The organism is Pseudomonas sp. GW823-FHT02F05 (assembly GCF_058797315.1).
In genome coordinates this window covers 71,982-95,163 of sequence record NZ_JBXAJM010000023.1, presented here as the reverse complement: position 1 = coordinate 95,163, position 23,182 = coordinate 71,982, and the positions used below count along the sequence as shown (strand labels likewise).

At 60.5% G+C, this 23,182-nt stretch carries 17 protein-coding genes and 1 riboswitch; of the genes, 11 read left to right on the top strand and 6 right to left on the bottom strand.

The genetic code is table 11. The features are described from left to right. Positions 1 to 97: 97 nt before the first annotated feature. A complete protein-coding gene (locus AC1RAC_RS23970; RefSeq protein WP_032893875.1) occupies positions 98 to 1,537 on the bottom strand; it encodes a TolC family outer membrane protein in 1,440 nt (479 codons plus the stop codon). Positions 1,538 to 1,733: 196 nt separating this feature from the next. Continuing rightward, positions 1,734 to 1,839, top strand: a riboswitch (TPP riboswitch). Positions 1,840 to 1,988: 149 nt separating this feature from the next. Here AC1RAC_RS23970 and thiC point away from each other — a divergent pair. Next, entirely contained in the window at positions 1,989 to 3,878 is a 1,890-nt protein-coding gene (gene thiC, locus AC1RAC_RS23965) for a phosphomethylpyrimidine synthase ThiC (protein ID WP_034125634.1), read from the top strand. 182 nt (positions 3,879 to 4,060) lie between these two features. Here the strand turns inward: thiC and AC1RAC_RS23960 are convergent, their stop codons facing one another. Further along, positions 4,061 to 4,807 (bottom strand): RsiV family protein, encoded by a 747-nt coding sequence (locus AC1RAC_RS23960; RefSeq protein WP_034125635.1) that lies wholly within the window; start codon positions 4,805 to 4,807, stop codon positions 4,061 to 4,063. Positions 4,808 to 5,000: 193 nt separating this feature from the next. On the opposite strand from AC1RAC_RS23960, the gene AC1RAC_RS23955 reads away from it, so the two are divergent. From AC1RAC_RS23955 to AC1RAC_RS23915, 9 genes are all read left to right on the top strand, one after another. Continuing rightward, complete coding sequence (locus AC1RAC_RS23955; RefSeq protein ID WP_492617042.1) at positions 5,001 to 5,618, top strand: NUDIX domain-containing protein; 618 nt, start codon at positions 5,001 to 5,003, stop codon at positions 5,616 to 5,618. Continuing rightward, on the top strand, positions 5,609 to 6,058 hold the full coding sequence (locus AC1RAC_RS23950) for a DUF1249 domain-containing protein (protein WP_073524857.1): 450 nt from the start codon (positions 5,609 to 5,611) through the stop codon (positions 6,056 to 6,058). Before AC1RAC_RS23955 ends, AC1RAC_RS23950 begins: the two co-directional genes overlap by 10 nt. 97 nt (positions 6,059 to 6,155) lie before the next feature. Next, a complete protein-coding gene (cpdA, locus tag AC1RAC_RS23945) occupies positions 6,156 to 6,968 on the top strand; it encodes a 3',5'-cyclic-AMP phosphodiesterase (protein WP_492617041.1) in 813 nt (270 codons plus the stop codon). Between the two features lie 178 nt (positions 6,969 to 7,146). Continuing rightward, a complete protein-coding gene (locus AC1RAC_RS23940; protein ID WP_014716651.1) occupies positions 7,147 to 7,755 on the top strand; it encodes a YqiA/YcfP family alpha/beta fold hydrolase in 609 nt (202 codons plus the stop codon). A gap of 46 nt (positions 7,756 to 7,801) precedes the next feature. Then, positions 7,802 to 9,706 carry a DNA topoisomerase IV subunit B gene (gene parE / locus AC1RAC_RS23935; RefSeq protein WP_003188026.1) on the top strand — a complete coding sequence of 635 codons (1,905 nt, stop codon included), beginning with the start codon at positions 7,802 to 7,804 and terminating at the stop codon, positions 9,704 to 9,706. Further along, entirely contained in the window at positions 9,706 to 10,701 is a 996-nt protein-coding gene (locus AC1RAC_RS23930; protein WP_492617040.1) for an esterase-like activity of phytase family protein, read from the top strand. Before parE ends, AC1RAC_RS23930 begins: the two co-directional genes overlap by 1 nt. A 70-nt stretch (positions 10,702 to 10,771) precedes the next feature. Beyond that, positions 10,772 to 13,036: a DNA topoisomerase IV subunit A gene (gene parC / locus AC1RAC_RS23925; RefSeq protein WP_020301636.1), complete on the top strand. Its 2,265-nt coding sequence runs from the start codon at positions 10,772 to 10,774 to the stop codon at positions 13,034 to 13,036. Positions 13,037 to 13,209: 173 nt separating this feature from the next. After that, positions 13,210 to 13,923, top strand: a complete 714-nt coding sequence (locus AC1RAC_RS23920; protein WP_032873461.1) for a PqiC family protein — start codon at positions 13,210 to 13,212, stop codon at positions 13,921 to 13,923. 163 nt (positions 13,924 to 14,086) lie between these two features. Next, positions 14,087 to 16,657 (top strand): Ig-like domain-containing protein, encoded by a 2,571-nt coding sequence (locus AC1RAC_RS23915; protein ID WP_294148249.1) that lies wholly within the window; start codon positions 14,087 to 14,089, stop codon positions 16,655 to 16,657. Between the two features lie 65 nt (positions 16,658 to 16,722). Here AC1RAC_RS23915 and AC1RAC_RS23910 read toward each other — a convergent pair whose 3' ends face one another. Then, positions 16,723 to 18,258 carry a histidine kinase gene (locus AC1RAC_RS23910; protein WP_252949389.1) on the bottom strand — a complete coding sequence of 512 codons (1,536 nt, stop codon included), beginning with the start codon at positions 18,256 to 18,258 and terminating at the stop codon, positions 16,723 to 16,725. Between the two features lie 133 nt (positions 18,259 to 18,391). Between AC1RAC_RS23910 and serB the strand changes: the two genes are divergently transcribed. Next, a complete protein-coding gene (serB, locus tag AC1RAC_RS23905; protein WP_003188034.1) occupies positions 18,392 to 19,606 on the top strand; it encodes a phosphoserine phosphatase SerB in 1,215 nt (404 codons plus the stop codon). Positions 19,607 to 19,740: 134 nt separating this feature from the next. On the opposite strand, the gene asd is transcribed toward serB, so the two are convergent. Genes asd through AC1RAC_RS23890 form a run of 3 tightly spaced genes read right to left on the bottom strand, consistent with a single transcriptional unit; the run spans position 19,741 to position 23,025 of the window. After that, positions 19,741 to 20,601 carry an archaetidylserine decarboxylase gene (gene asd / locus AC1RAC_RS23900; RefSeq protein ID WP_054896259.1) on the bottom strand — a complete coding sequence of 287 codons (861 nt, stop codon included), beginning with the start codon at positions 20,599 to 20,601 and terminating at the stop codon, positions 19,741 to 19,743. Between the two features lie 15 nt (positions 20,602 to 20,616). After that, entirely contained in the window at positions 20,617 to 21,432 is an 816-nt protein-coding gene (locus AC1RAC_RS23895) for a rhodanese-like domain-containing protein (protein ID WP_054918863.1), read from the bottom strand. A 57-nt stretch (positions 21,433 to 21,489) separates the two neighbouring features. Next, positions 21,490 to 23,025 (bottom strand): HDOD domain-containing protein, encoded by a 1,536-nt coding sequence (locus tag AC1RAC_RS23890; protein WP_259284908.1) that lies wholly within the window; start codon positions 23,023 to 23,025, stop codon positions 21,490 to 21,492. Between the last annotated feature and the right edge of the window lie 157 nt (positions 23,026 to 23,182).

Here is a 23,182-nt window from a genome sequence, read left to right as displayed (position 1 = left end):
CCCCCCCCCCCCCCCCCCCCCCCCCCCCCCCCCCCCCCCCCCCCCCCCCCCCCCCCCCCCCCCCCCCCCCCCCTCCCACATGGGTTCGGCGGTGCGCTTAATAGCCGGGGCGGGCCTTGAGCTGTTCGGCAGCGGCTTTGGCGAGGTCCGGCGGCAGGAAGTCTTTGTCCGGGTTGTAGTCGGCCTTGAGGTAGCGCGCCAGATCCTGCAAATCCCCTGGGTTGAGCGTGCCTGCCGCCTGCTTCAAGCGCAGGTTATCGAGGATGTAGTCGTAGCGGCTGTTGTTGTAGTTGCGCACCGACGCGTACAACTGGCGCTGTGAATCCAGTACGTCGACGATGTTGCGCGTGCCCACCTGATAGCCGATTTCCGTGGCTTCCACCGCGCTCTGGTTGGAGATGATCGACTGACGGCGTGCCTGTACCTGCTCCACATCGGTGTTGACTGCACGGTGCAGGTTACGGGTGTTTTCCACTACCTGGCGGCGTAGGCCTTCGCGCTGTTGCTCGGTCTGGTCGAGGCGCGAATAGGATTCGCGCACTTGCGAACTGGTGAGGCCGCCGCTGTAGATCGGGATGTTCAAGCGCAGGCCGACGGTGCGTTGCGACACATCGCCGCCGTACGGGATAGGCAACTGATTCGGGTTGCTGAAACCCAGGGCGTCGTTGTCGCCTTTTTCGTATTGCGCAACCGCATCGAGCGTCGGCAAGTGGCCGGCTTTGCGCTGCCGAAGGGTTTCTTCAGCGGCGGTTACCGCGTAATTGCTGGCGAGCAGGTTAAGGTTCTGACGCCCGGCAGTTTCGACCCAGGCCTTGGCGTCGTTCGGTGCCGGCGGCAGCACCGGCAGCGTGTGGACGATACCCTGAATCGAGTTGTATTGGCGGTTGGTCAGGGTGATCAGCGCTTCGAAAGCGTCGTCCACCTGACGCTGGGCCAGGATGCGGTTGGCCCGGGCAGTGTCGTAGCTGGCCTGGGATTGCAGCACATCGGTCTTGTCCGACAGGCCCACATCGAAGCGTTCGTTGGACTGGTCGAGCTGGCGCTTGAAGGCATTTTCTTCGGCCTTGGTCGACGCCAGGTTGTCCTGGGCGCGCAGCACGGCGAAGTAGCTCTCGGCACTTTGCAAAATCAGGTTCTGCTCGGAGGCCGACAGTTGCAGCGAGGCTTGCTCGTTAACGGCTTGGGCGGCTTGCAGCTGGAACCAGCGGTCGGCACGGAACAGCGGCTGGCTCAGGGTGGCCCGCCAGGAGTGGGCGTCACGGTTGGCCGTGGCGGCCGGTTGGTCGATCTGGGTACGTACGTTATTGCTGTCGGCGCCGGCCGACAGATTCGGCAGCAAACCTGCGCGGGCCTGGGGCACTACTTCTTTTTGCGCGCCGTACTGCGCACGGGCAGCGGCCAGGTCGGCGTTGTTGTTCGCCGCTTCCTGATAGACGCTGACCAGGTCGGTATTGGCGGACAAGGGCGCTTCAGCTGCCCAGACCAGTCCGTTGGTCGCACAAGACACGGCAACAGCCAGTGAGAGTTTGCGCAGCATGAGGCGATCCCTAGTAAGAATATTACGGTGATAATTCAGCGCCCAAGGCTAAGGCTGGCCATGCCTGGCGTCAAGCCTTGAGGCCGTGCCCGAGTGTAGTGGCCGTACCGTCACACAACAATCCCACGATCACGCCATTCATCACGCTGAATGCACCGCTATTGGCAATTTGCCCACGCCATGGTCTAGACTGGCCGCGTTCTTGTCGGGGTGCCTTGTTGGAAGGCTGAGATCGGTAAATACCGGATCCCGTTGAACCTGATCAGGTTAGCGCCTGCGTAGGGAACAAGATTTCTCGTCACCCGGCGAGTCCTCTTGTGCTTCGTCCGGGATGTTGTTCGACAATCGAACAGCCCTCGTGCGCCAAGCACAGCACTGGTTCCAGTGCGTCCGTCCGTCACAGGTTCGCTCCGACAAAAATCCACCGCCTGGATAAGTTGGAGAGCCTGTGATGAGTACAAAACTAAAAAATACCGTGCACCTGAGTGAATCGGCCAAGGTCGACTCCGGCTCCGTGCAGCCATTTACCCGCTCGCAAAAAATCTACGTGCAGGGCTCCCGCCCGGATATTCGCGTGCCGATGCGTGAAATCAGCCTGGATGTGACCCCCACTGAGTTTGGTGGCGAAATCAACGCCCCTGTAGTGGTCTACGATACCTCCGGCCCCTATACCGACCCCAATGTCATCATCGACGTGCGCAAAGGCTTGGCCGATGTGCGCTCGCCGTGGATCGAAGAGCGTGGTGACACCGAGCGGCTGGCCTGCTTGAGTTCACGCTACGGCCAGGAACGTCTGGATAACCCCGACCTGGCCTACCTGCGCTTTGCCCACCTGCAAAACCCGCGTCGGGCCAAGGCCGGCGCCAACGTCAGCCAGATGCACTACGCGCGCAAAGGCATCATCACGCCAGAAATGGAATACGTGGCCATCCGCGAAAACATGAAGCTTGAGGAAGCTCGCGCCAGCGGCCTGCTCAAGCAACAACATGCCGGGCACAGCTTCGGCGCCAGTATTCCGAAAATCATCACGCCCGAGTTCGTGCGCGAAGAAATCGCTCGCGGCCGCGCAATCATCCCGGCCAACATCAACCACACCGAGCTGGAACCGATGATTATCGGCCGTAACTTCCTGGTGAAGATCAACGGCAACATCGGCAACAGCGCCCTGGGTTCGTCCATTGAAGAAGAAGTGGCGAAGATGACCTGGGGCATTCGCTGGGGCTCGGACAACATCATGGACCTGTCCACTGGCAAGCATATCCATGAAACCCGCGAGTGGATTATCCGTAATTCGCCCGTGCCGATCGGCACCGTGCCTATCTATCAGGCCCTGGAAAAAGTCGACGGCGTTGCCGAAGACCTGACCTGGGAGCTGTTCCGCGACACCCTGATCGAACAGGCCGAGCAAGGCGTGGACTACTTCACCATTCACGCCGGCGTACTGCTGCGCTACGTGCCGCTGACCGCCAATCGCGTCACCGGCATTGTCAGCCGTGGCGGCGCGATCATGGCCAAGTGGTGCTTGGCCCATCACAAGGAAAACTTCGCCTACACGCACTTCGAAGAGATCTGCGAAATCATGAAGGCCTATGACGTCAGCTTCTCCCTGGGGGATGGCCTGCGCCCGGGGTCGGTGGCCGATGCCAACGACGCTGCGCAATTCGGTGAACTGGAGACTCTGGGCGAGCTGACCAAGATCGCCTGGAAGCACGACGTACAAACCATGATCGAAGGCCCCGGCCATGTGCCGATGCAACTGATCAAAGAGAACATGGACAAGCAGCTGGAGTGCTGCGACGAGGCGCCGTTCTACACCCTCGGCCCGCTGACCACTGATATTGCGCCGGGCTACGACCACATCACCTCGGGTATCGGTGCGGCGATGATCGGCTGGTTCGGTTGCGCCATGCTCTGCTACGTCACGCCCAAGGAGCACTTGGGGCTGCCGAACAAGGATGACGTGAAGACCGGGATCATCACCTACAAGATTGCGGCCCACGCGGCCGACCTTGCCAAAGGCCACCCTGGCGCGCAGATTCGCGATAACGCCCTGAGCAAGGCGCGCTTCGAATTCCGCTGGGAAGACCAGTTCAACCTCGGCCTGGACCCGGACACCGCACGGGCATTCCACGACGAGACGTTGCCCAAGGAATCGGCCAAGGTCGCGCATTTCTGCTCCATGTGTGGGCCTAAATTCTGCTCGATGAAGGTCACCCATGAGGTGCGTGAGTACGCGGCCAACCAGCGCATCGATGCGGTGGATGTGGATGTGGCCAAGGGCTTGGCCGAGCAGGCTGAGCGGTTCAAGCAGGAAGGTAGCCAGCTCTACAAAAAGGTCTGATCCATAGGCGGCGGTGCCTGCACCGCCGTCATCGCGGGCAAGCCCGGCTCCCACAGTTGGCCTAAGTGGACACAGATTTTGTGTTCACAGCCGGTCCCCTGTGGGAGTCGGGCTTGCCCGCGATAGCGATCTGACGAACACCCAATCTCCCTCTGCAATAACACCCTTGAACCACCAACCGATCAACGGCGTGCGGGCACCAGCTCAGGCTTGATCACGCCGGTGAGGCGCGTATAGGGCAGGGTGATTTCGATCAGCCCCTGTGCGTAAGGGGCGATGGTGCTGACGTTGTACTTGAGCACCACACCGCCGCTGGTCAGGGCCACGTTCGGGGTTTTCTGGAATGGCCAGCTCTTCACGAACTCCGGATCGCGGTCCATCTTGGTGCCGATCAACCAACTGTTGTGGGCAACTTTCGCGGTATTCCAGAAGGCCTGCTCCTGGCCGGGCAACAGCATGTCGGCCAGGGTCAGTTCCTTATGCAGAATCCGTGAATAGTTGATAAACCCCCGGCCTGGCTCGCCGTGGGCGACGCCGGTGTCCAGGTAGCTGGACACTTCAACGATCACCAGTCCGTCATGCTGGTCACGTACCTTGGCTTGCAAGTACATGCCATGGCGGTCCGGCGACTCACGCAGGAAGGTGTTCCGGTAGGCGTTCAGGCTCGCCGGTACGCTGGCGCCAGGCGTGGTGCGGGTCATTTGCAGCAAACGCTGTTCCACCAGGCTGTCGAGTTGTGGCTCGGTGGGGAAATGCACGGTGTCGATGTTCACCAGCGGGCAGGCCGGGCTGTCACAGCCGGGCTTGATCTGCTCCGATTTGTCGGTGGTAACGTCCAGCGGCTTGAGATAGGCCGGTTGGAACAGGCTCTGGCAAGCACCCAGGGTCAAGGCAATACAGGCCACGGAGGCGATTTTTAAAAGCGACATGTGTGTCCTTCGTAAATCGATGGAAAGCGAAAAGAGTAGCGCTTGGACTGCCAACGTGGCCGCCAGTTCGCCACTAAACTGATTGCAGCGAGTTTGACGCTCGCCACCTCTCCCGGCAACCGCAAAGGGGCTGCATCAACGGGCGTCGGCGCGTTAGGATGGCGCCCATTGCACGAGCTTAACGAGGGACACCATGACGGACATCGCGAAGTCGACGCCGAACAAGATCGAGATTGTTCAGCGTGACAATGCCTATAAAGGCTTCTACAAGCTCGATCGCGTGCAACTGCGCCACGAAAAATTCGACGGCGGCATGAGCCGGGTGGTCAACCGCGAGGTGTTCGTGCGTCATGACGCCGTGTGCGTGCTGCCCTACGACCCGCTGCGCGATGAGGTGGTGTTGATCGAACAGTTCCGCGTCGGCGCCATGGGCCGCGCCGACAACCCCTGGCTGGTGGAGATGGTCGCCGGCCTGATTGACAAGGATGAGCAACCCGAGGAGGTTGCACACCGCGAGGCCGAGGAGGAAGCTGGGCTGACATTCTCCGCGCTGTGGCCGATCACCAAGTATTTCCCGTCGCCGGGCGGCAGTACTGAATTTGTCCACCTGTACCTGGGCCGATGCGACAGCTCGGGCGCGGGTGGGGTCCATGGATTGGAAGAAGAAGCAGAAGATATCCGCGTCACCGCCTGGGCCTTCGAAGATGCCTTGCAGGCGGTGCGCGACGGCAAGATTTCCAACGCAGCCAGCATTATCGCCCTGCAATGGCTTGCGCTTAATCGCGCGGAAGTGAGGGGGTTATGGCAGTAAAGGCACGGGAACGTTATCGAGTTGACCTGATCGGGCTGCAAGCGGCCTGCGAGGCCAACTATGCGCGGCTGATGCGCCTGCTTCCGGACATGCGTCACACTCCCCAGGCGCGGCGAATCGCCGTGACCCATGGCGACCAGATGCTTGGCGTGCTGACCCTGGAAGTCATTCTCACCTGCCCCTACACCACCACCCTGCGGGTACGCCAGGAACACAGCCTGCCGTGGTTGCCGGTGCCGCAACTGGAAGTACAGGTGTACCACGACGCGCGTATGGCCGAAGTGATCAGTGCCGAGCACGCACGACGCTTTCGCAGCATCTATCCTTACCCGAATGTGTTCATGCACCAGCCCGATGAGAAAGCACAGCTCAATGTGTTCCTCGGCGAATGGCTCAGCCACTGCCTGGCCTTGGGCCATGAGTTTGAAGTGGTGCGGTAGATGTGAACTGTGCCTGCTTCCTTGGGTTTCCTCTTTGTGTCCTGCCCCAGCATAATCGCGCCAAATGTCCATTCCTGTAGTTGCCAGGGAGAGCGCCTTGCCGAGCGTATCCGCCGTGAATCCTGATGCCGTGTTGCTGGTGCAGTTGTCCGACAGCCACCTGTTCGCCGACGCTGACGCCACGTTGCTGGGCATGAATACCCGTGAAAGCCTGCAGCGGGTGGTCGAGCTGGTGCGTGCGCAACAGCCGGCCATCGACCTGATACTGGCGACCGGCGACTTGTCTCAGGACGGCACGCTGGCGTCCTATCAGCAGTTTCGCGATTTGACCGCTCCCCTTGGCGCCCCGGCGCGCTGGATTCCCGGCAACCACGACGAACCGCAGGTCATGGCCCAGGCTGCCATGCACAGTGATTTGCTCGAACCGGTGGTGGATATCGGCAACTGGCGTATCACCCTGCTGGATTCGGCGGTACTCGGTTCGGTGCCGGGCTACTTGCAAGACGAGCAACTGCAACGGCTGGCGCAGGCCTTGAGCGAAGCGCCGGACCGCCATCACCTGGTGTGTTTCCACCATCATCCGGTGCCCATCGGTTGTGCGTGGATGGAGCCGATCGGCCTGCGCAACCCCGAGGCGCTGTTTGCCGTGCTTGAGCGCTTCCCGCAGACCAAGGCATTGCTTTGGGGCCATGTGCACCAGGAAATCGACGGCGAGCGCAACGGTGTGCGGTTGCTGGCTTCGCCGTCCACCTGTATCCAGTTCGCGCCGGGAAGTGAGGATTTCCAGGTCAGCGAGCAGGCGCCGGGGTATCGCTGGTTGCGCTTGCATGGCGACGGACGGTTGGAGACGGGGGTAGAGCGGGTCAACGGCTTCGCTTTTACGGTTGATTACGGCAGCAACGGCTATTAAGGCCTGCAAACACTGATCAAAAGGTGGGAGCTGGCTTGCCTGCGATGACGGTGTACCTGGCGCTGACTCGTTGACTGAATCGCCGCCATCGCAGGCAAGCCAGCTCCCACATTGGGTCCGCTTCTGCCTGCATTCCCTGTAAACTGCGCCTCTTTGGCCCCAGCACGGAGAGCCCGGCATGTCCGCTTCGATCCTGTATATCCACGGCTTCAACAGTGCACCGGCTTCCAACAAGGCCAGCCAGTTGACCACCGTGATGGGCACCCTTGGCCTGTCCGACCAGTTACGCGTACCGGCGCTGCATCACCACCCTCGTCAGGCGATTCTTCAATTGGAGCAAGCGATTGCGCAACTGGGCCGGCCACTGCTGGTCGGCAGCTCACTCGGCGGCTACTATGCAACCCATCTTGCAGAACGCCATGGTCTCAAGGCGTTGCTGGTCAACCCGGCGGTCAGTCCCCATCGGATGTTCGACGGTTACCTGGGCACCCAGAAGAACCTCTACACCGATGAGACCTGGGAATTGACACAGGACCACGTCACGGCCCTGGCCGAGCTGGAAGTACCGGCGCCCCAGGATGCCGCGCGTTATCAGGTGTGGTTGCAGACCGGGGACGAAACCCTGGATTATCGCCTGGCCCAACAGTATTACCGGGCCTGCGCCTTGCGCATCCAGGCCGGTGGCGACCATGGCTACCAGGGGTTCGCCCAGCAATTGCCGGCACTGTTGTGTTTTGCCGGCATTGGCGCAGATCAGTTTCAATCCTTCGATTTTTCGTCACTGTAAAAAATCGCAGGTCACTTTTTAATCGAACGACTCACGACGAGACCCCATGGCCACTCCCAGCGCTAGCTCTTATAACGCCGACGCCATCGAAGTCCTCTCGGGCCTCGACCCGGTGCGCAAACGCCCCGGCATGTATACCGACACCAGTCGGCCGAACCACCTTGCCCAGGAAGTCATCGACAACAGCGTCGACGAAGCCTTGGCCGGGCACGCCAAGTCGGTGCAAGTCATCCTTCACGCCGACCATTCCCTGGAAGTGTCCGACGATGGTCGTGGCATGCCGGTGGACATTCACCCCGAAGAGGGTGTGCCGGGCGTCGAGCTGATCCTTACCAAGCTCCATGCCGGCGGCAAGTTCTCCAACAAGAACTACCAGTTCTCCGGCGGTTTGCACGGTGTGGGTATTTCCGTGGTCAACGCGCTGTCGACCCTGGTGCGGGTCAAGGTCAAGCGCGATGGCAACGAGTACCAGATGACTTTCGCCGATGGCTACAAAGCCACCGACCTGGAAGTGATCGGCACCGTTGGCAAGCGCAACACAGGCACCAGCGTGTACTTTGCGCCGGACCCCAAGTATTTCGATTCGCCCAAATTCTCCATCAGCCGCCTCAAGCACGTGCTCAAGGCCAAGGCCGTGCTGTGCCCGGGGCTGCTGGTCAGCTTTGAAGACAAAGGCACCGGCGAGAAGGTCGAGTGGCACTACGAAGACGGCCTGCGTTCCTACCTGGAAGACTCGGTCAGCGACTTCGAACGCCTGCCCAACGAGCCGTTCTGCGGCAGCCTTTCGGGTAATAAAGAAGCGGTGGACTGGGCGCTGCTGTGGTTGCCCGAAGGTGGCGACAGCGTGCAGGAAAGCTACGTCAACCTGATCCCCACGGCCCAGGGCGGCACCCACGTCAACGGTTTGCGCCAAGGCTTGCTGGATGCCATGCGTGAATTCTGCGAATACCGCAGCCTGTTGCCGCGTGGCGTCAAGCTGGCGCCGGAAGACGTGTGGGAGCGCATCGCGTTCGTGCTGTCGATGAAGATGCAGGAACCGCAATTTTCCGGCCAGACCAAGGAGCGCCTGTCGTCCCGCGAGGCAGCGGCGTTTGTCTCTGGCGTGGTCAAGGACGCCTTCAGCCTGTGGCTCAACGAGCATCCCGAGCTGGGCCTGGCCCTGGCGGAGCTGGCGATCAACAACGCCGGCCGGCGCTTGAAGGCCAGCAAAAAGGTCGAGCGCAAGCGCATCACCCAGGGCCCGGCACTGCCGGGCAAACTGGCCGATTGCGCCGGGCAAGACCCGATGCGTTCCGAGCTGTTCCTGGTCGAAGGTGACTCCGCCGGCGGTTCCGCCAAGCAAGCGCGGGACAAGGAGTTCCAGGCGATCCTGCCACTGCGCGGCAAGATCCTCAACACCTGGGAAGTCGACGGCAGCGAAGTGCTGGCCAGCCAGGAAGTGCACAACATCGCCGTGGCCATCGGGGTCGACCCGGGTGCAGCGGACATGAGCCAGCTGCGCTATGGCAAGATCTGTATCCTCGCCGACGCCGACTCCGACGGCCTGCACATCGCTACCTTGCTGTGCGCGTTGTTTGTGCAGCACTTCCGCCCATTAGTGGATGCCGGTCACGTCTACGTCGCCATGCCGCCGCTGTATCGCATCGACCTGGGCAAGGAGATTTTCTACGCTCTGGACGAAGCCGAGCGCGATGGCATCCTCGACCGCCTGGTGGCCGAGAAGAAACGCGGCAAGCCACAGGTCACGCGATTCAAGGGCCTGGGTGAGATGAACCCGCCGCAACTGCGCGAAACCACCATGGACCCGAACACCCGGCGCCTGGTGCAGTTGACCCTGGAAGACTTCGCCGCTACCTCGGAAATGATGGACATGCTGCTGGCTAAGAAACGCGCTGGCGACCGCAAGACCTGGCTTGAATCCAAAGGCAACCTGGCCGAGGTTCTGGGCTGATGCGCACAGGCTTCGCCCTGGCGATCCTGATGTTGAGCGGGCTGGCGGTCACCCAGGTGGCCGCAGCCAGCGTGGCAGAGCTCAAGCTGGTCTCGGAACACCCGGTTGACGGCATGCGCGGTGGGAACCTGTCGGGCCTGGCGTTGTGTGGCAACGAGCTGTGGACGGTTTCGGACCGCGATGACGACCAGATTTACCGCCTGGATACCCGTGCGCCGACATGGAGCGCGCAAGCGCTGAAGATCGACGTGCCGCCCGTGCCCGAGTCCGGCCTGCCTTGGGGCTTGCGTTCGCGCACCAAGGCCGCTTCGTTCATACGTGGTGGTGACCTGGACTTTGAAGGCATCAGCTGTGATACCGCAGGCAACCGTTACATTGTCAGCGAAGCCCATGCCGCGGTGTTGCAGGTGCCCGCGATGGGCGCGCCGGAGTGGTTGAAAATCGCGCCGGGCATGGTGCGTGAAGCCAGGGCCAGTGGCATGTTGTTGCACTTTAATGCCTTGTTCGAAGGCTTGGCGGTAAACCCTGAAGGCAATCAGATCTGGCTGGCTGCCGAGCGTGAACGCCGTGGCCTGGTCTCGATCAAGCGTGGGCAGAGCGTATGGGATTGTGATGGCCGTTGTGTATTGTTGAGCGAGGCCGGCCAGGAAGTGCAGCCGGCGCAGTTCCCCAACGCCAAGGCCGTGTCCAAGGACTTTGCCGACTTGTCGCTGTTCAACGGCAAGCTGTTTACCCTGGAGCGCAATGCGTTCCAGATCTGCCGGCGCGACCCGCTCACGGCCAAGGTTGAGCTGTGCTGGTCGTTTGCCGACGAAACCCTGACGCGGCAGCGACGTTACCCACAGTCGTATGGCCTGGCTGAAGCCCTGTTGGTGGATGCCGACGGTGCCTGGGTCGGGATTGATAACAATTTCGGCCCGCGTGCCGATGGTGAAAAACGTCCGATGGTCTATCGTTTTGCCGCTCCGGATGGCGGCTGGAGTGCCCAGCCATGAGTCGAGATTTTTTTGAATTGAATCAGCGCAGCGGCAGTTCCGCTGCGCCTTACCCCATGATGAGGCCCGCATGAGTGACATCCTCGCAGACAGCTTAGATGGCGTAGAACGCCGGTCGCTGGCTGAATTCACCGAAAATGCCTACCTCAACTACTCCATGTACGTGATCATGGACCGTGCCTTGCCGCATATCGGCGACGGCCTGAAGCCCGTGCAACGGCGCATCATCTACGCCATGAGTGAGTTGGGCCTGGACGCCGATTCCAAGCACAAGAAGTCGGCGCGTACCGTCGGTGACGTGCTGGGTAAATTCCACCCCCACGGCGACTCGGCGTGCTATGAAGCCATGGTGCTGATGGCCCAGCCGTTCAGCTACCGCTATACCCTGGTGGACGGCCAGGGTAACTGGGGTGCACCGGATGACCCCAAATCCTTCGCCGCCATGCGTTACACCGAGGCGCGGCTGTCGCGTTATTCCGAAGTGCTGCTCAGCGAGCTGGGCCAGGGCACTGCCGACTGGGGGCCGAACTTTGACGGCACCCTTGACGAACCCCTGGTGTTGCCGGCGCGTTTGCCGAATATCCTGCTCAACGGCACCACCGGTATTGCGGTCGGCATGGCCACCGATGTGCCGCCGCACAACCTGCGCGAAGTCGCCACTGCCTGCGTGCGCTTGCTGGATGAGCCCAAAGCTACGGTCGAGCAGCTCTGCGAGCATATCCAGGGCCCGGATTACCCGACCGAAGCAGAAATCATCACGCCGCGCGCGGACCTGCTGAAGATGTACGAAACGGGCAAGGGCTCGGTGCGTATGCGCGCGGTGTACCACATCGAGGACGGCGACATTATTGTGACCGCGCTGCCGCACCAGGTATCGGGTGCCAAGGTGCTGGAGCAGATCGCCGCGTTGATGCAGGCCAAGCCGTCGAAATTGCCACAAGTGGCCGACCTGCGTGACGAGTCCGACCATGAGAACCCATGCCGCATCGTGATCATCCCGACCAACAGCCGGGTGGATCATGAAGTGCTGATGCAGCACTTGTTCGCCAGCACCGACCTGGAGTCCAGCTACCGGGTCAACGTCAACATCATCGGCCTGGACGGCAAGCCGCAGTTGAAGAACCTGCGCAATCTGCTGGTGGAATGGCTGGAATTCCGTGTACAAACCGTGCGCCGCCGCCTGCAATTCCGCCTCGACAAGGTCGAGCGCCGCTTGCATCTGTTGGACGGTTTGCTGATCGCCTACCTCAACCTGGATGAAGTGATCCATATCATCCGTACCGCCGAGCATCCGAAGGCCGAGCTGATCGCGCGTTTCGAGCTGAGCGAGATCCAGGCGGACTACATCCTCGACACCCGCTTGCGCCAGTTGGCACGCCTGGAAGAAATGAAACTGCGCGACGAGCAGGATGCACTGCTCAAGGAGCAAGCCAAGCTGCAAGCCCTGCTGGGCAGCGAAGCCAAGCTCAAGAAGCTGGTGCGTAGCGAACTGATCAAAGACGCCGAAACCTATGGCGATGACCGTCGCTCGCCTATCGTCGAGCGCGCTGAAGCCAAGGCCCTGACCGAAACCGAGCTGTTGCCCAACGAGAAAATTACCGTCGTTCTGTCGGAAAAGGGTTGGGTTCGCTCCGCCAAAGGGCATGATATTGACGCCACCGGCCTTTCGTACAAAGCCGGTGATGGCTTCAAGACCGCTGCCGCCGGGCGTTCCAATCAGTTTGCGGTGTTTATCGACTCGACCGGGCGCAGTTATTCGGTGCCGGCCCACACCCTGCCGTCTGCACGGGGGCAGGGCGAGCCGTTGACCGGGCGCCTCACGCCGCCGCCGGGGGCGAATTTCGAGTGCGTGCTGTTGCCGGACGATGATTCGCTGTATGTCATCGCCTCCGACGCCGGTTACGGTTTCGTGGTCAAGGGTGAAGACCTGCAGGCCAAGAACAAGGCGGGCAAGGCGCTGTTGAGCCTACCGAACAACGCCAAGGTGATTCTGCCGAGGCCGGTGGAGGATCGTGAAAGCAACTGGCTGGCGTCGGTGACCACCGAAGGGCGCTTGCTGGTGTTCAAGATCAGCGACTTGCCGCAGTTGGGCAAGGGTAAAGGCAACAAGATCATCGGGATTCCCGGTGACCGGGTGGCCAGTCGCGAGGAGTATGTGACTGACATCGCCGTGGTCCCGGAAGGCTCTACCCTGGTGCTCCAGGCCGGCAAGCGCACGTTGTCATTGCGCCCTGACGACCTTGAACACTACAAGGGTGAGCGTGGCCGGCGAGGTAACAAACTGCCACGAGGCTTCCAGCGAGTGGATGCCTTGCTGGTCGAAACGCCGGTTTAAGCGGTACTAGAGGCCTCGATCTACGATTTAACGCGTAGATCGATGCTTTCGCGCTGGAGTCATGGCGCATATTCACGGATGATATGGCCTTTCCAGCGCCGGCGTGGCCGAGCGTGTTCAGGTTATTTTTAGTATTACATTGTGGTTCGCCTTGTGGCAGCCACTTGGATGGGATGATGACTGCTCCACGCCTTCCTCTATTTTTGATGCTCGCTGGCCTTTTGGGGTTGGCGGGTTGCAGCACACATCAACCGGTGTCGCTGTACCAGCTGGACAGCGGAAGTCCGGCTCAGCCAGCCCAAACCGCTGGCATGGCAGTATTGCTGGGGCCGGTAGTCGTTGCCGATTACCTGCAACGCGAAACCCTGCTTCAACGTCAGAACGACGGCAGCCTGCAAGGTTCCACAGATGGTCGTTGGGCCGGTAGCCTGTCGTCGGATATCAACCAGTTGATGTTGCGTCAGGTCGCCGGCCAGTTAGACAGCCAGCGAGTAGTCCTGGCGCCGGGACCCTCCGGGTTCACCCCGGATGTACAGGTGTTGCTGACCATTACGCGGCTGGATTCCGGCAAGTCGCAACCGGCGATCCTGGATGCACAGTGGCGCCTGATCGACCGTCGCGGGCAGGTGCGGGACAACCGCATTGTGCACCTGCAGGAAGAACACGCCGGCACCACTGCGTCCCAGGTCCAGGCTCAGGGTGTGCTGTTGCAGCACTTGGCACAGCAGTTGTCGGTGGCCCTCAAACCACTGGCCAACCAGCCGCCGATTGCCGAAGCGCAGCCGCGTAAACAGGCCCCCGCCCAGGCCAAGCCTGCGGCCCCGGAAAAGCCGAAGATGCCGATGGCCACGCCGATTCGTACGGATCTGGAAGTGTTCAGGTTCTGATCTGAAATTTATTTTTGAAAAAGCCCGCCAAGCCCGCGGGCTTTTTCATGCCTGCTGTAAAACGCCAGCGCCTAATTCTGCGTACCTGTTAATTCTGACAGTATCCAGCTGCGCATAAGGTCTCTAGTGTGATTTCAGTCCTATCTCTTAAGGTACTGAACTCATGAAAAAAATATCGATCTTCCTCGCTTGGTTTTTTTGTAGTGCATTAAGTGTTGCTCTCATGGGCTGTAGCCATGAAGTTAATCGTGAATTTGGCGGCCTTGAAAATGATGAACTTCCGCCCGCCGAAGGTGAACTGTCAAGCTTGAGTCAGATAATCCGCCCTGTGACGGGCACCAAGAGGATGCTGGTCACGGTAACCCATTGGCAGGGAGAGCGAGTGTTGGACAGGGATCAGGTGGAGTTGCATACGCTGTCTACTGATCCTAATTCATTACGCTCTTATATTCTGGCTGCGTCCGGTGGAAAGCTGAAGTTGGAGGGGCGGGTAGTGGAGGCGACGTCTGGACCGAAGCCTGAGGGATGCTCTATGTCCACGTCTATCGCGGAGGGTCGCAAGACTGCCGAAAAGAATGGCCTTAATCCCGATGATTTCGACTATGAAATTAACATCGTTAACTGTGGCGGTGGCGCCTTGGCCTTTACCCCCGGTAGGCATGTTGGAGTGTTTGGCAAGGCAGGCTCACCGCATGTTTACAAGCACGAGCTTGGTCATAATTTAGGCTTTCGTCATGGGGGAAGCCTCATAGGCTGCCCCCGCAATGGCGCGTCTGTGAGTGCGCCTGTTGATTGCACTTACGTTGAGTATGGAGACACTGGTGACTCAGTGTCAGGTGGTGGCACGCTTTATCCTGCGGTCAGCCGCCGCTATGCCGGCTGGCTGGATGATGGCCAGGCGACGACTATCACGCGCACCGGCCTTTACAGTTTGAAGGTGTTGGGACGCGAAGGCCCGCAGCTGTACCTGATCAAGATCCCTGAAACCCATTCGCCCGGTGGGGCCTACTACCCGTTGTTGTCGCTCGAATACAGGAAACCTACGGTCTTTGATAACTTTCCGGAGAATGACAACCGGGTCAATGGCGTGTGGATGCGTTATGCGAGGGAGCAAGGCGTGCAGAATGTGCAGATTGATGCCACGCCAGAGACGCCAAGAACCAACGATCCTACCTTACTTACGGGGCAGACATTTGAGGACTCTTCCGGCAAGGTTAAAGTGCTTGTGTGCAGCGCCGGGCCGGACGAGGCGATAGTCGCGGTCGCGCTTGATGGGGCGGGTTTTCCTTACTGTACAACCACGGTCCCCGCTCCCGTCATTGCGGTCCCTCTCGAGGGGGCCAGCACCGGTAAACAGCCAGTATTTGCCGGCACTGCCTGGCCTGGCGCACGTATTGAAATAGTAAATGCTTCCAAGCCCGAGGAAGTCGTGGGCACAGCCATTGCTGATGGCAACGGCAACTGGTCGGTGTACTCGCTGTCAGTGCATGATGTTGGCAGTTATTCTTATACTGCCCGACAAACTTTTGGGGGAAGAACCTCGGTGTTATCTGGCAATCGCAGCTTCAAGGTGGCTGAACTGAGCGTGCCTGCGGCAATAATCGAGACCCCCGCCCAAAATGTCGAAGTTGGCCGCCTGCCGCAAGTGTCAGGTACCGGTGTTCCTGGTGCTACTGTGATGTTGCTTAAATCCAACGATCCTTACAATCCGCTGGCCACTACTAGGGTCGATGGCTATGGCCGCTGGTCAGTGCGCATAGAGCGCCCTCTACCGATAAGTCCACCCGCCTTTACCATGACCGGCTATCAAACCCTTGATGGAAAACGTTCGGGTTGGCTGGCGAACAGGACACTCAAGGTTGTTAATGTACCTGATCCGGCGATTATCCAAACGCCGGCCCAAAGCGTCAGAACGGGCCGCCGGCCTTTTGTGACAGGTACGGGTGTAGCAGGTGCTACTGTTGTGTTGATGCAGTCGTACAAACCTGAAAATATTTTAGCCACTACTACCGTCGATGGTTATGGGCGATGGGCCACGCAGGTTGATAATCCGCTGCCGATAAGCCCACCAGCCTTTACCATGACTGGATATCAGTCGATTGAGGGGAAAAGATCCGGTTGGTTGGCCAATAGAACTATCCAGGTTGTCGATGCTCCCGATCTGGCGATTATCGAAACCCCTGCACAAGGTGTGAAAACAGGACGTCGGCCAGTTGTGTCAGGTAGTGGTATTGCGGGCGCGACCGTCGTGTTGCTCAAATCGGGTGACCCGTATAACGCCTTGGCGACCACCACTGTCGATGGCTATGGACGCTGGTCGGTGCAGGTTGATCAGCCTCTGCCGGTCACAAACTCCTTTGTCATGACGGGCTATCAGCAGCTTGACGGTAAAATCGCCCGCTGGTTGGCGAATAGGACCTTCCAGGTAGTGCAGGTTCCCGATGCTCCGGTTATCGAAACCCCTGCCGAAAACCAGACCGTTGGCCGCCAGCCTCTTGTAAAAGGCAGTGGCGTTGTGGGGGCCGTGGTTGAGTTGAATCAGGAGAACAGGCCCGGAATTCCACTTGGGTACGCGGTTGTCGATGGTTTTGGACAATGGTCTGTCCAGATAGAAAGGCCGCTACCCGTCGGGTCCAACTTTAAAATGAGTGGGTATCAGCTTTTGGACCAGGTCAGGTCAGGCTGGATTCCACGCCGAACCATTAATGTCGTGGATAGCAAGAAAATCAAATAGTACTAGAATGCCCGCAGGTGTTCGTTCTCTGCGGGCTTGCGATCATCAATGCATGAGTCTTGGAGTCAACCCTTGTTGCGGGTCTCATGCATCCGCGCCAACTGACGCTCCAGCATCGACGGATACGGCTCCATCAACCGCTCCACACAACTGGCCCCTTCAGGGCTGGCAATCGGGCGGATACGTGCGCGTTGGCGGATCAGCGTGTCTTCGCTGATCTTGCGCTCCACCAGCAGGAGGTTACGGCTGTGCTGGGACAAGGCCAGAGCATCCTGGGCGATTTCGGTCAGCAGCAGGTCGATCTGGCTGATGCCAAACAGGTCGTCACCCACGGTTAGACCCAGCTGCAGTTGCAGGGTAATGCCGCTGTCGGCTACTTCGATCTGCAGGGCATGGCCCAGGGCGCGCAACAGCTCGCCGCAGCAGATGGCATTGGTCAGGTAGTCCTCGCCGCTGTCTTCGCTGTGGAACAGCATCAGCGTGCTGCCATCGTTCAGGGTGTGCAGTTCGCTCTGGTAGAGCGAAGCGGCCTGGTCGAGGCAGTCGCGGTAGCGTTCGAGCAGTTCGGTCAGGCGGGCACGGGGCAGGCGGCGCAGTTGCTCCTGGGCGCCCAGTTGCACGGCGAGTACGGCACTGTGCTGTGGCTCGGCGTTCTTGACCGCAACGGGTTTGGGCGCAGCGACTGGGGCGGCTGCCGAGGTGTCGCGCAGGTCGGCGAACGGGTCTTCGTCGTCCAGCTCGTCTTCCTCGGCCTTGATCACATGGCGCGGCGCAGGCTTGAGGCCGGCCACCGGGGCGCTTTCGTCGAAGCCTGGGTCGCGCAGGTCGCGCACTTCAAACTCAGGCTCGTCATTGTAGTCCTCGGTGTCGTCGTACTCAGGCTCGGGCTCGACTTCAGGCGCTTTTGGCTCCGGGGCAAAGCTGGCGTGGAGCTGACGCGCGAGGTCGCCGATTTCGTCCTGGCGATCGGTGGCCGGGGTGTGTTCGTCGATATCCCGCAGCCAGATGCGCAGTTGCATCAACGGTGTGGAGATATGCCGGCCCAGGCGCAGGCTCAAGGCCAGGGCCAAGGCCAGTAGGATCGCGCTCAGAATGCCCATGCTTTGCAGGCTGATGGTCATCGGCTGCTGGAACTGTTGCATATCAAGGCTGATACGCAGTTGGCCGGCCTTCACGTCCTGGAACGTAATATTACTCTGATACAGGCCTTCGGCCTCACCGAGCAGACCGTTTTTCGGGCGTTGCCCGGCCTCGGCCATGATCCGGTTGTCCACGCTATAGATAGCGGCGTGGGCCACGAGCGGGTTCTTGGTCAGGTTGTTGAGCAACACGTTGAGGCTGAGGATGTCGTTGGACACCAACAACTCAGTCGCCGAAGTGGCAGTCTGGGTTGTCAGGCTCGCGCCCAGGGCGTCAGCTTGCTCGTGCATGGCCTGCTTGAACTGCAAACCCATCACGCAGGCGTAGATCACCAGGGCCAGAGCGACCAGGATCACGTTATGGCTGGCGATGCGCAATGCAATCGGTACACGGCGATGGCGCAGTGCCCGGAAGATCAGCAGGAAGAAGTTATCGGTTTTTACTGGCGTGGGCCGGTTCACTTGCGCTCGGCTCTTGGTCCGTGAAGTTGACGCGCAGTATAGCGACAGGCCCATGGCCGGCAAAGCGCTGGCTGTGCCCGATGGTCACTGAAAGTGGGTAGAATGCGGTTTTTTTCCAGCCTGGGGGTGCGCTTTGCGCGAAATTGTCCTGATCAACATCACGGGTGAAGACCGGCCGGGTCTCACCGCAGCCATTACCGGCGTCCTGGCCCAGGGTGGTGTGAACATTCTCGACATCGGCCAGGCGGTGATCCACGACACCTTGTCGTTCGGCATCCTGGTGGAGATCCCCAGCACCGAACAGGCCTCCTCGGTACTCAAGGACATCCTGTTTACGGCGTATAAGCTCGATCAACAGGTACGTTTCACCCCGGTGTCCGAAGCTGACTACCAGCACTGGGTCGAAGGCCAGGGTAAAAAGCGCCATATCGTCACCCTGTTGACCCGCAAGGTAACGGCTGAGCAGTTGCAGCGCGTTAGTTCAATCACTGCGCAATACGGATTGAATATCGACCATATCGACCGTCTGTCGGGTCGCATGCCCTTGGACACTCCGGCTGACAAAGGCAAGGGCTGCATCGAGTTCTCTGTGCGCGGTGAACCGGCTGACGCGCAAGCGCTACGCGCCGATTTCCTGAGCGTGGCCCAGGAACTGAATGTCGATATCGCCTTCCAGGAAGACTCCCTGTTCCGTCGCAACCGCCGCTTGGCGGTGTTCGACATGGACTCCACCTTGATCGAAGCCGAAGTCATCGACGAGCTGGCCAAGGCGGCCGGTGTGGGCGAGCAAGTCTCGGAGATTACCGAGCGCGCGATGGCCGGCGAGCTGGATTTTCGTGCCAGCTTCAAGGAGCGTCTGGCGCTGCTCAAAGGCTTGGACGTTGGCGTGCTGGATTCGATCGGCGCGTCGCTGCGCCTGACTGAAGGCGCCGAAACCCTGTTCGCCGAACTCAAGCGCCTGGGCTACAAGACCGCCATCCTGTCCGGCGGCTTCACTTACTTTGCCAAGCAGTTGCAGGCCAAGCTGGGCATTGACTATGTATTCGCCAACGAGCTGGAAGTGGTGGATGGCAAAGTGACTGGCGTCGCGGTGGAGCCGATTGTCGACGCCCAGCGCAAGGCCGACCTGCTCAAGGAATTGGCCCATAAGGAAGGCTTGCGCCTGGAGCAGACCATTGCGGTCGGCGACGGCGCCAATGACTTGCCGATGCTGGCGATTGCCGGGTTGGGCGTGGCCTTTCGCGCCAAACCGTTGGTCAAGCAGTCAGCCAAGCAGGCGATTTCGACCTTGGGGTTGGATGGCGTGTTGTATCTGCTGGGCTTGCGTGACCGCGACGGTCAGCTATAAGCCGATCTCACTGTCACTGATCGTTCCCACGCTCCGCGTGGGAGCGCCTCCAGTGACGCTCTGCGTCACGCTTTGGGCGCAGAGCGCCTCGGGCTGCATTCCCACGCGGAGCGTGGGAACGATCAACTGCAATATCAGGCTTTAGCAGCGGCGATGCCCTGGCCCATCTGCACCGGCGTACCCGCTGCCAGTTCTTCAGCCCACTTCACCTGGTCCGGCCCGAACAACACGATGGCGGTCGATCCCAGTTTGAAGCGACCCAGTTCCGCACCTTTCTCCAGATGAATCGGCGCGCGGGCCGCTTCGTCGTAGCGGAAGGTTTTCAGCTCGCGTTTCGGCGGCGTCACCAAACCGGCCCACACGGTTTCAATCGACGCAACGATCATCGCACCTACCAACACCACGGCCATCGGGCCGCGTTCGGTGTCGAACAAGCAAACAACGCGTTCGTTACGGGCGAACAGTTCCGGCACGTTTTCGGCGGTGGTCTGGTTGACCGAGAAAATCCGCCCTGGCACATACACCATCTCGCGCAGGGTACCGGCCAGTGGCATGTGCACCCGGTGGTAGTCCTTGGGCGACAGGTAAATAGTCGCGAAGTCCCCGCCCATGAACGGCGCAGCCATTGCCGCATCGCCACCGAGCAGTTCCAGCACGCTGAAGCTGTGGCCCTTGGCCTGGAAGATACGACCATGTTCGATCGGGCCTAGCTGGCTGACCGCGCCATCGGCAGGGCTCAGCACTGCGCCTGGGGTTGGATCTAACGGACGGGCGCCGTCTTTCAGCGCGCGGGTGAAGAAGGCGTTGAAGTGCTCGTAGGCGGTCAGGTCTTCCACCAGGGCCTGGGACATGTCCACCTGGTAGCGCTTGGCGAACCAGGCAGTGAAGGCGTTCTTGAACCAGCGCACGCGGCACTCGGCGATACAGCCGGCCAGGCGCGACAGCAAGTGATGCGGCAGCAAGTACTGGCTGAGGATAAACAACTGCTTTTTCATAACTGTCCTTAAACCTTAAATCTCAACGGGGGTGTCGGGGTGGTTGCCCCATTCGCCCCAGGAACCGGCATAACCTTTGACTCGCGGATAACCGAGCGCCTTGGCCACCAGGTAGGTGAAGCCAGAGCGGTGGTGAGTCTGGCAGTGGGTGATGATTTCTTTGTCTTTGGTCAGCCCGAGGTCTTCGAGGATTTGCGGCATGTCACGGCGGATACGCAGGCTGCGCGCCTTGTCCATGCCGGCGGTCCATTCGAAGTTCACCGCGCCGGGAATGTGGCCGCCCTTGGCTGCGAGCACTTTCTCGCCGGAATACTCCAGCGGGCCACGAGCGTCCCAGATCCCCAGGTCGGCCGCGCCGAGGCGGCTTTGCAGGTATTCGCGGGTGGCTGTGGGGCCGTCGTGCAGCGTAAGGCTGACCGGGCCGCCGGCTGCTGGGGGCGCATCGGTGGAAAGCGGGTGCCCTTCCTCCAGCCAAGCCAGCAGGCCACCGTCGAGGTAGTGATATTTCTGGTGGCCGATCACGTCGAGCATCCAGATAAAACGCCCGGCCCAACCGCCGCCTTCGTCGTCATAGACCACATAGGTGGCGTCCGGGGTGTGGCCCAGTTCGCCGAACAGTTTTTCCAGGTCGGCCTTGCTTGGTAGCAGGCCGGGTGCCGGTGGCTGTCCCAGTTGGGTGCGCTTGGGGTCAACGAAGTGCGCGCCGGGGATATGCCCTTCGGCGTAGCGGGCGACACTGGTGAGGTCTACCAGTATCAAGTGCTTAGAATCGAGGCGACCCAACAGGTCGGCGGATTCGATCACCAGCGGCAAGCCAGAGAAGTCAGGCATGTGAGGTCTCCTGGGCACAAATGTTGGCGATAAAGGCCGGTGATTGTAGCGCAAGCATCAGGCGCTGCGGTTGGTAAAGCTGTGCAGGGCTTTCTCGATGCATTGGGCGGTTTTGCCGAACGCCTGCACGGTGGTTTCCGAGAACGGCCCGCCGCCCTGGTCCGCCACGATCAGCATGACCACGCGACCGTTGCAGCTCAGTGAGCGCAACAGCAAGTGCTCGCCAATAAATAGACGACGCAGGATTGGTGGCAGCAATGCGGAAAACTGCGCATGGTTGTCGGGGTTCAGGCGTACCTGGGCGGACTTTTCCAGCAGGCGTTGCAGCAGTGTGCTATTGACCACATCCAGGCTCAGGTGAGCCGCGTCCTTGGGCAGGCCGTCGGCCTGGTGTACACGCAAGGTGCTCAAGGCGCGATCTGCCATGAATATCAGTACCCGCTGCATGCCACTGGCGACCAGGGCTTCCTTGGCGCAAGTGGTCAGGTGCATGGCGTTGGCAAAGCGGCTCGGCTCCACCAGCAACTCGGTGCAACGCGTGCGCCACACGGCCAAGGCTTCGGCAGTGGGCGGTGGTGCCGGCAGCAAGCCGCGATGGACTTTCTGTACGTGCCACGGCCAGATCAGCGACAGCGCCGGGTGCCAGAGGTCGGGCATCAAGGTGGTACGAGCACTGGTCACCGCTTGTTGGTGGGCTTGCTGTTGCACATCGCTCAACGGCGTTTGCAGGTACAGCGCCGTCAGGTATTGCCAGCGCTCAGTGTGCGGGCAGGTCCAGGATTCCTGGGCCGACATCGCCAGGCCGTTGGCCAGCAATACGGTGTTGGCCGGCTGGTTCAGCCAGCGTCGCAGGTTGGGCTCGGCATCGAGCAATTGCTGGTGGCGCAGGGCGTCGTCTTGACGGGCAATGTGCAGCGCCTTGACCAGCAGGCGTTGCTCGGCCAACAGCAACTTGTAGCCCTGTGAAACCCAGATCGGCAGGTGCCAGGCTTCGGTCAAGCCCAGGCACAGGTCAAGCAAACGCACGCCGAACAGCTGTTGCTCGACCTGGCGCGCCGATTGGCCTTTATGGATCACCCGTAACTCCCATTCCTCCAGGAGCTTGGGGTAGGCGACGGCCATCGGCCACAGTGGCGACAGAAACAGCAGGCTGCCCCAGTGGATGTCCTGCCACAGCCGCGCGAGGCGACTGCCGAACAAACCGTTGGCTTGCTGGGATGCGTGCTGGCTGATCAGCAACAGCTGACGCAAGGCCACGGGGATTTCCCGGGCGGGTACCGAAGGCAGGCGCGCCAACAACTCTTCTGCACGTTTGAGGCCAAGACGGTTAAGTGCGACTTCAAGGTTTTCTGCAGGTTCGGTCAGGCTGCCGTAGGCGTGGCTGTTGGCTTCGCGCATCACACTCAGCACCAGGGCCGGACTGTTTTGCATCAACTCAGCAATATCTCGCAATGAACTGCGGCTATCGCGAATGGCTTTGCACACGCGTTCATGGCTGGCCTGCGGCACGGGCAGCAGCACGTCGTCCAGGCACTTGATCCAAGCGGCGAGGGTAGTGGGGCGGTTTGTTGGGACTGTCGTTTCAATTGCCATGATTGGGGCGCGATCATCACTTGCGTTCAACACGCCCGGAACGGGCCGAATTGGCTTTTCGCCTTAACGGGCTATAGTCTGGCGCAGTTTTGCCGATAAGTAGAACAAGAGTTTTCTGCTGCACCCCATATGTCCATGAACCCGACGGCGCAAGTAC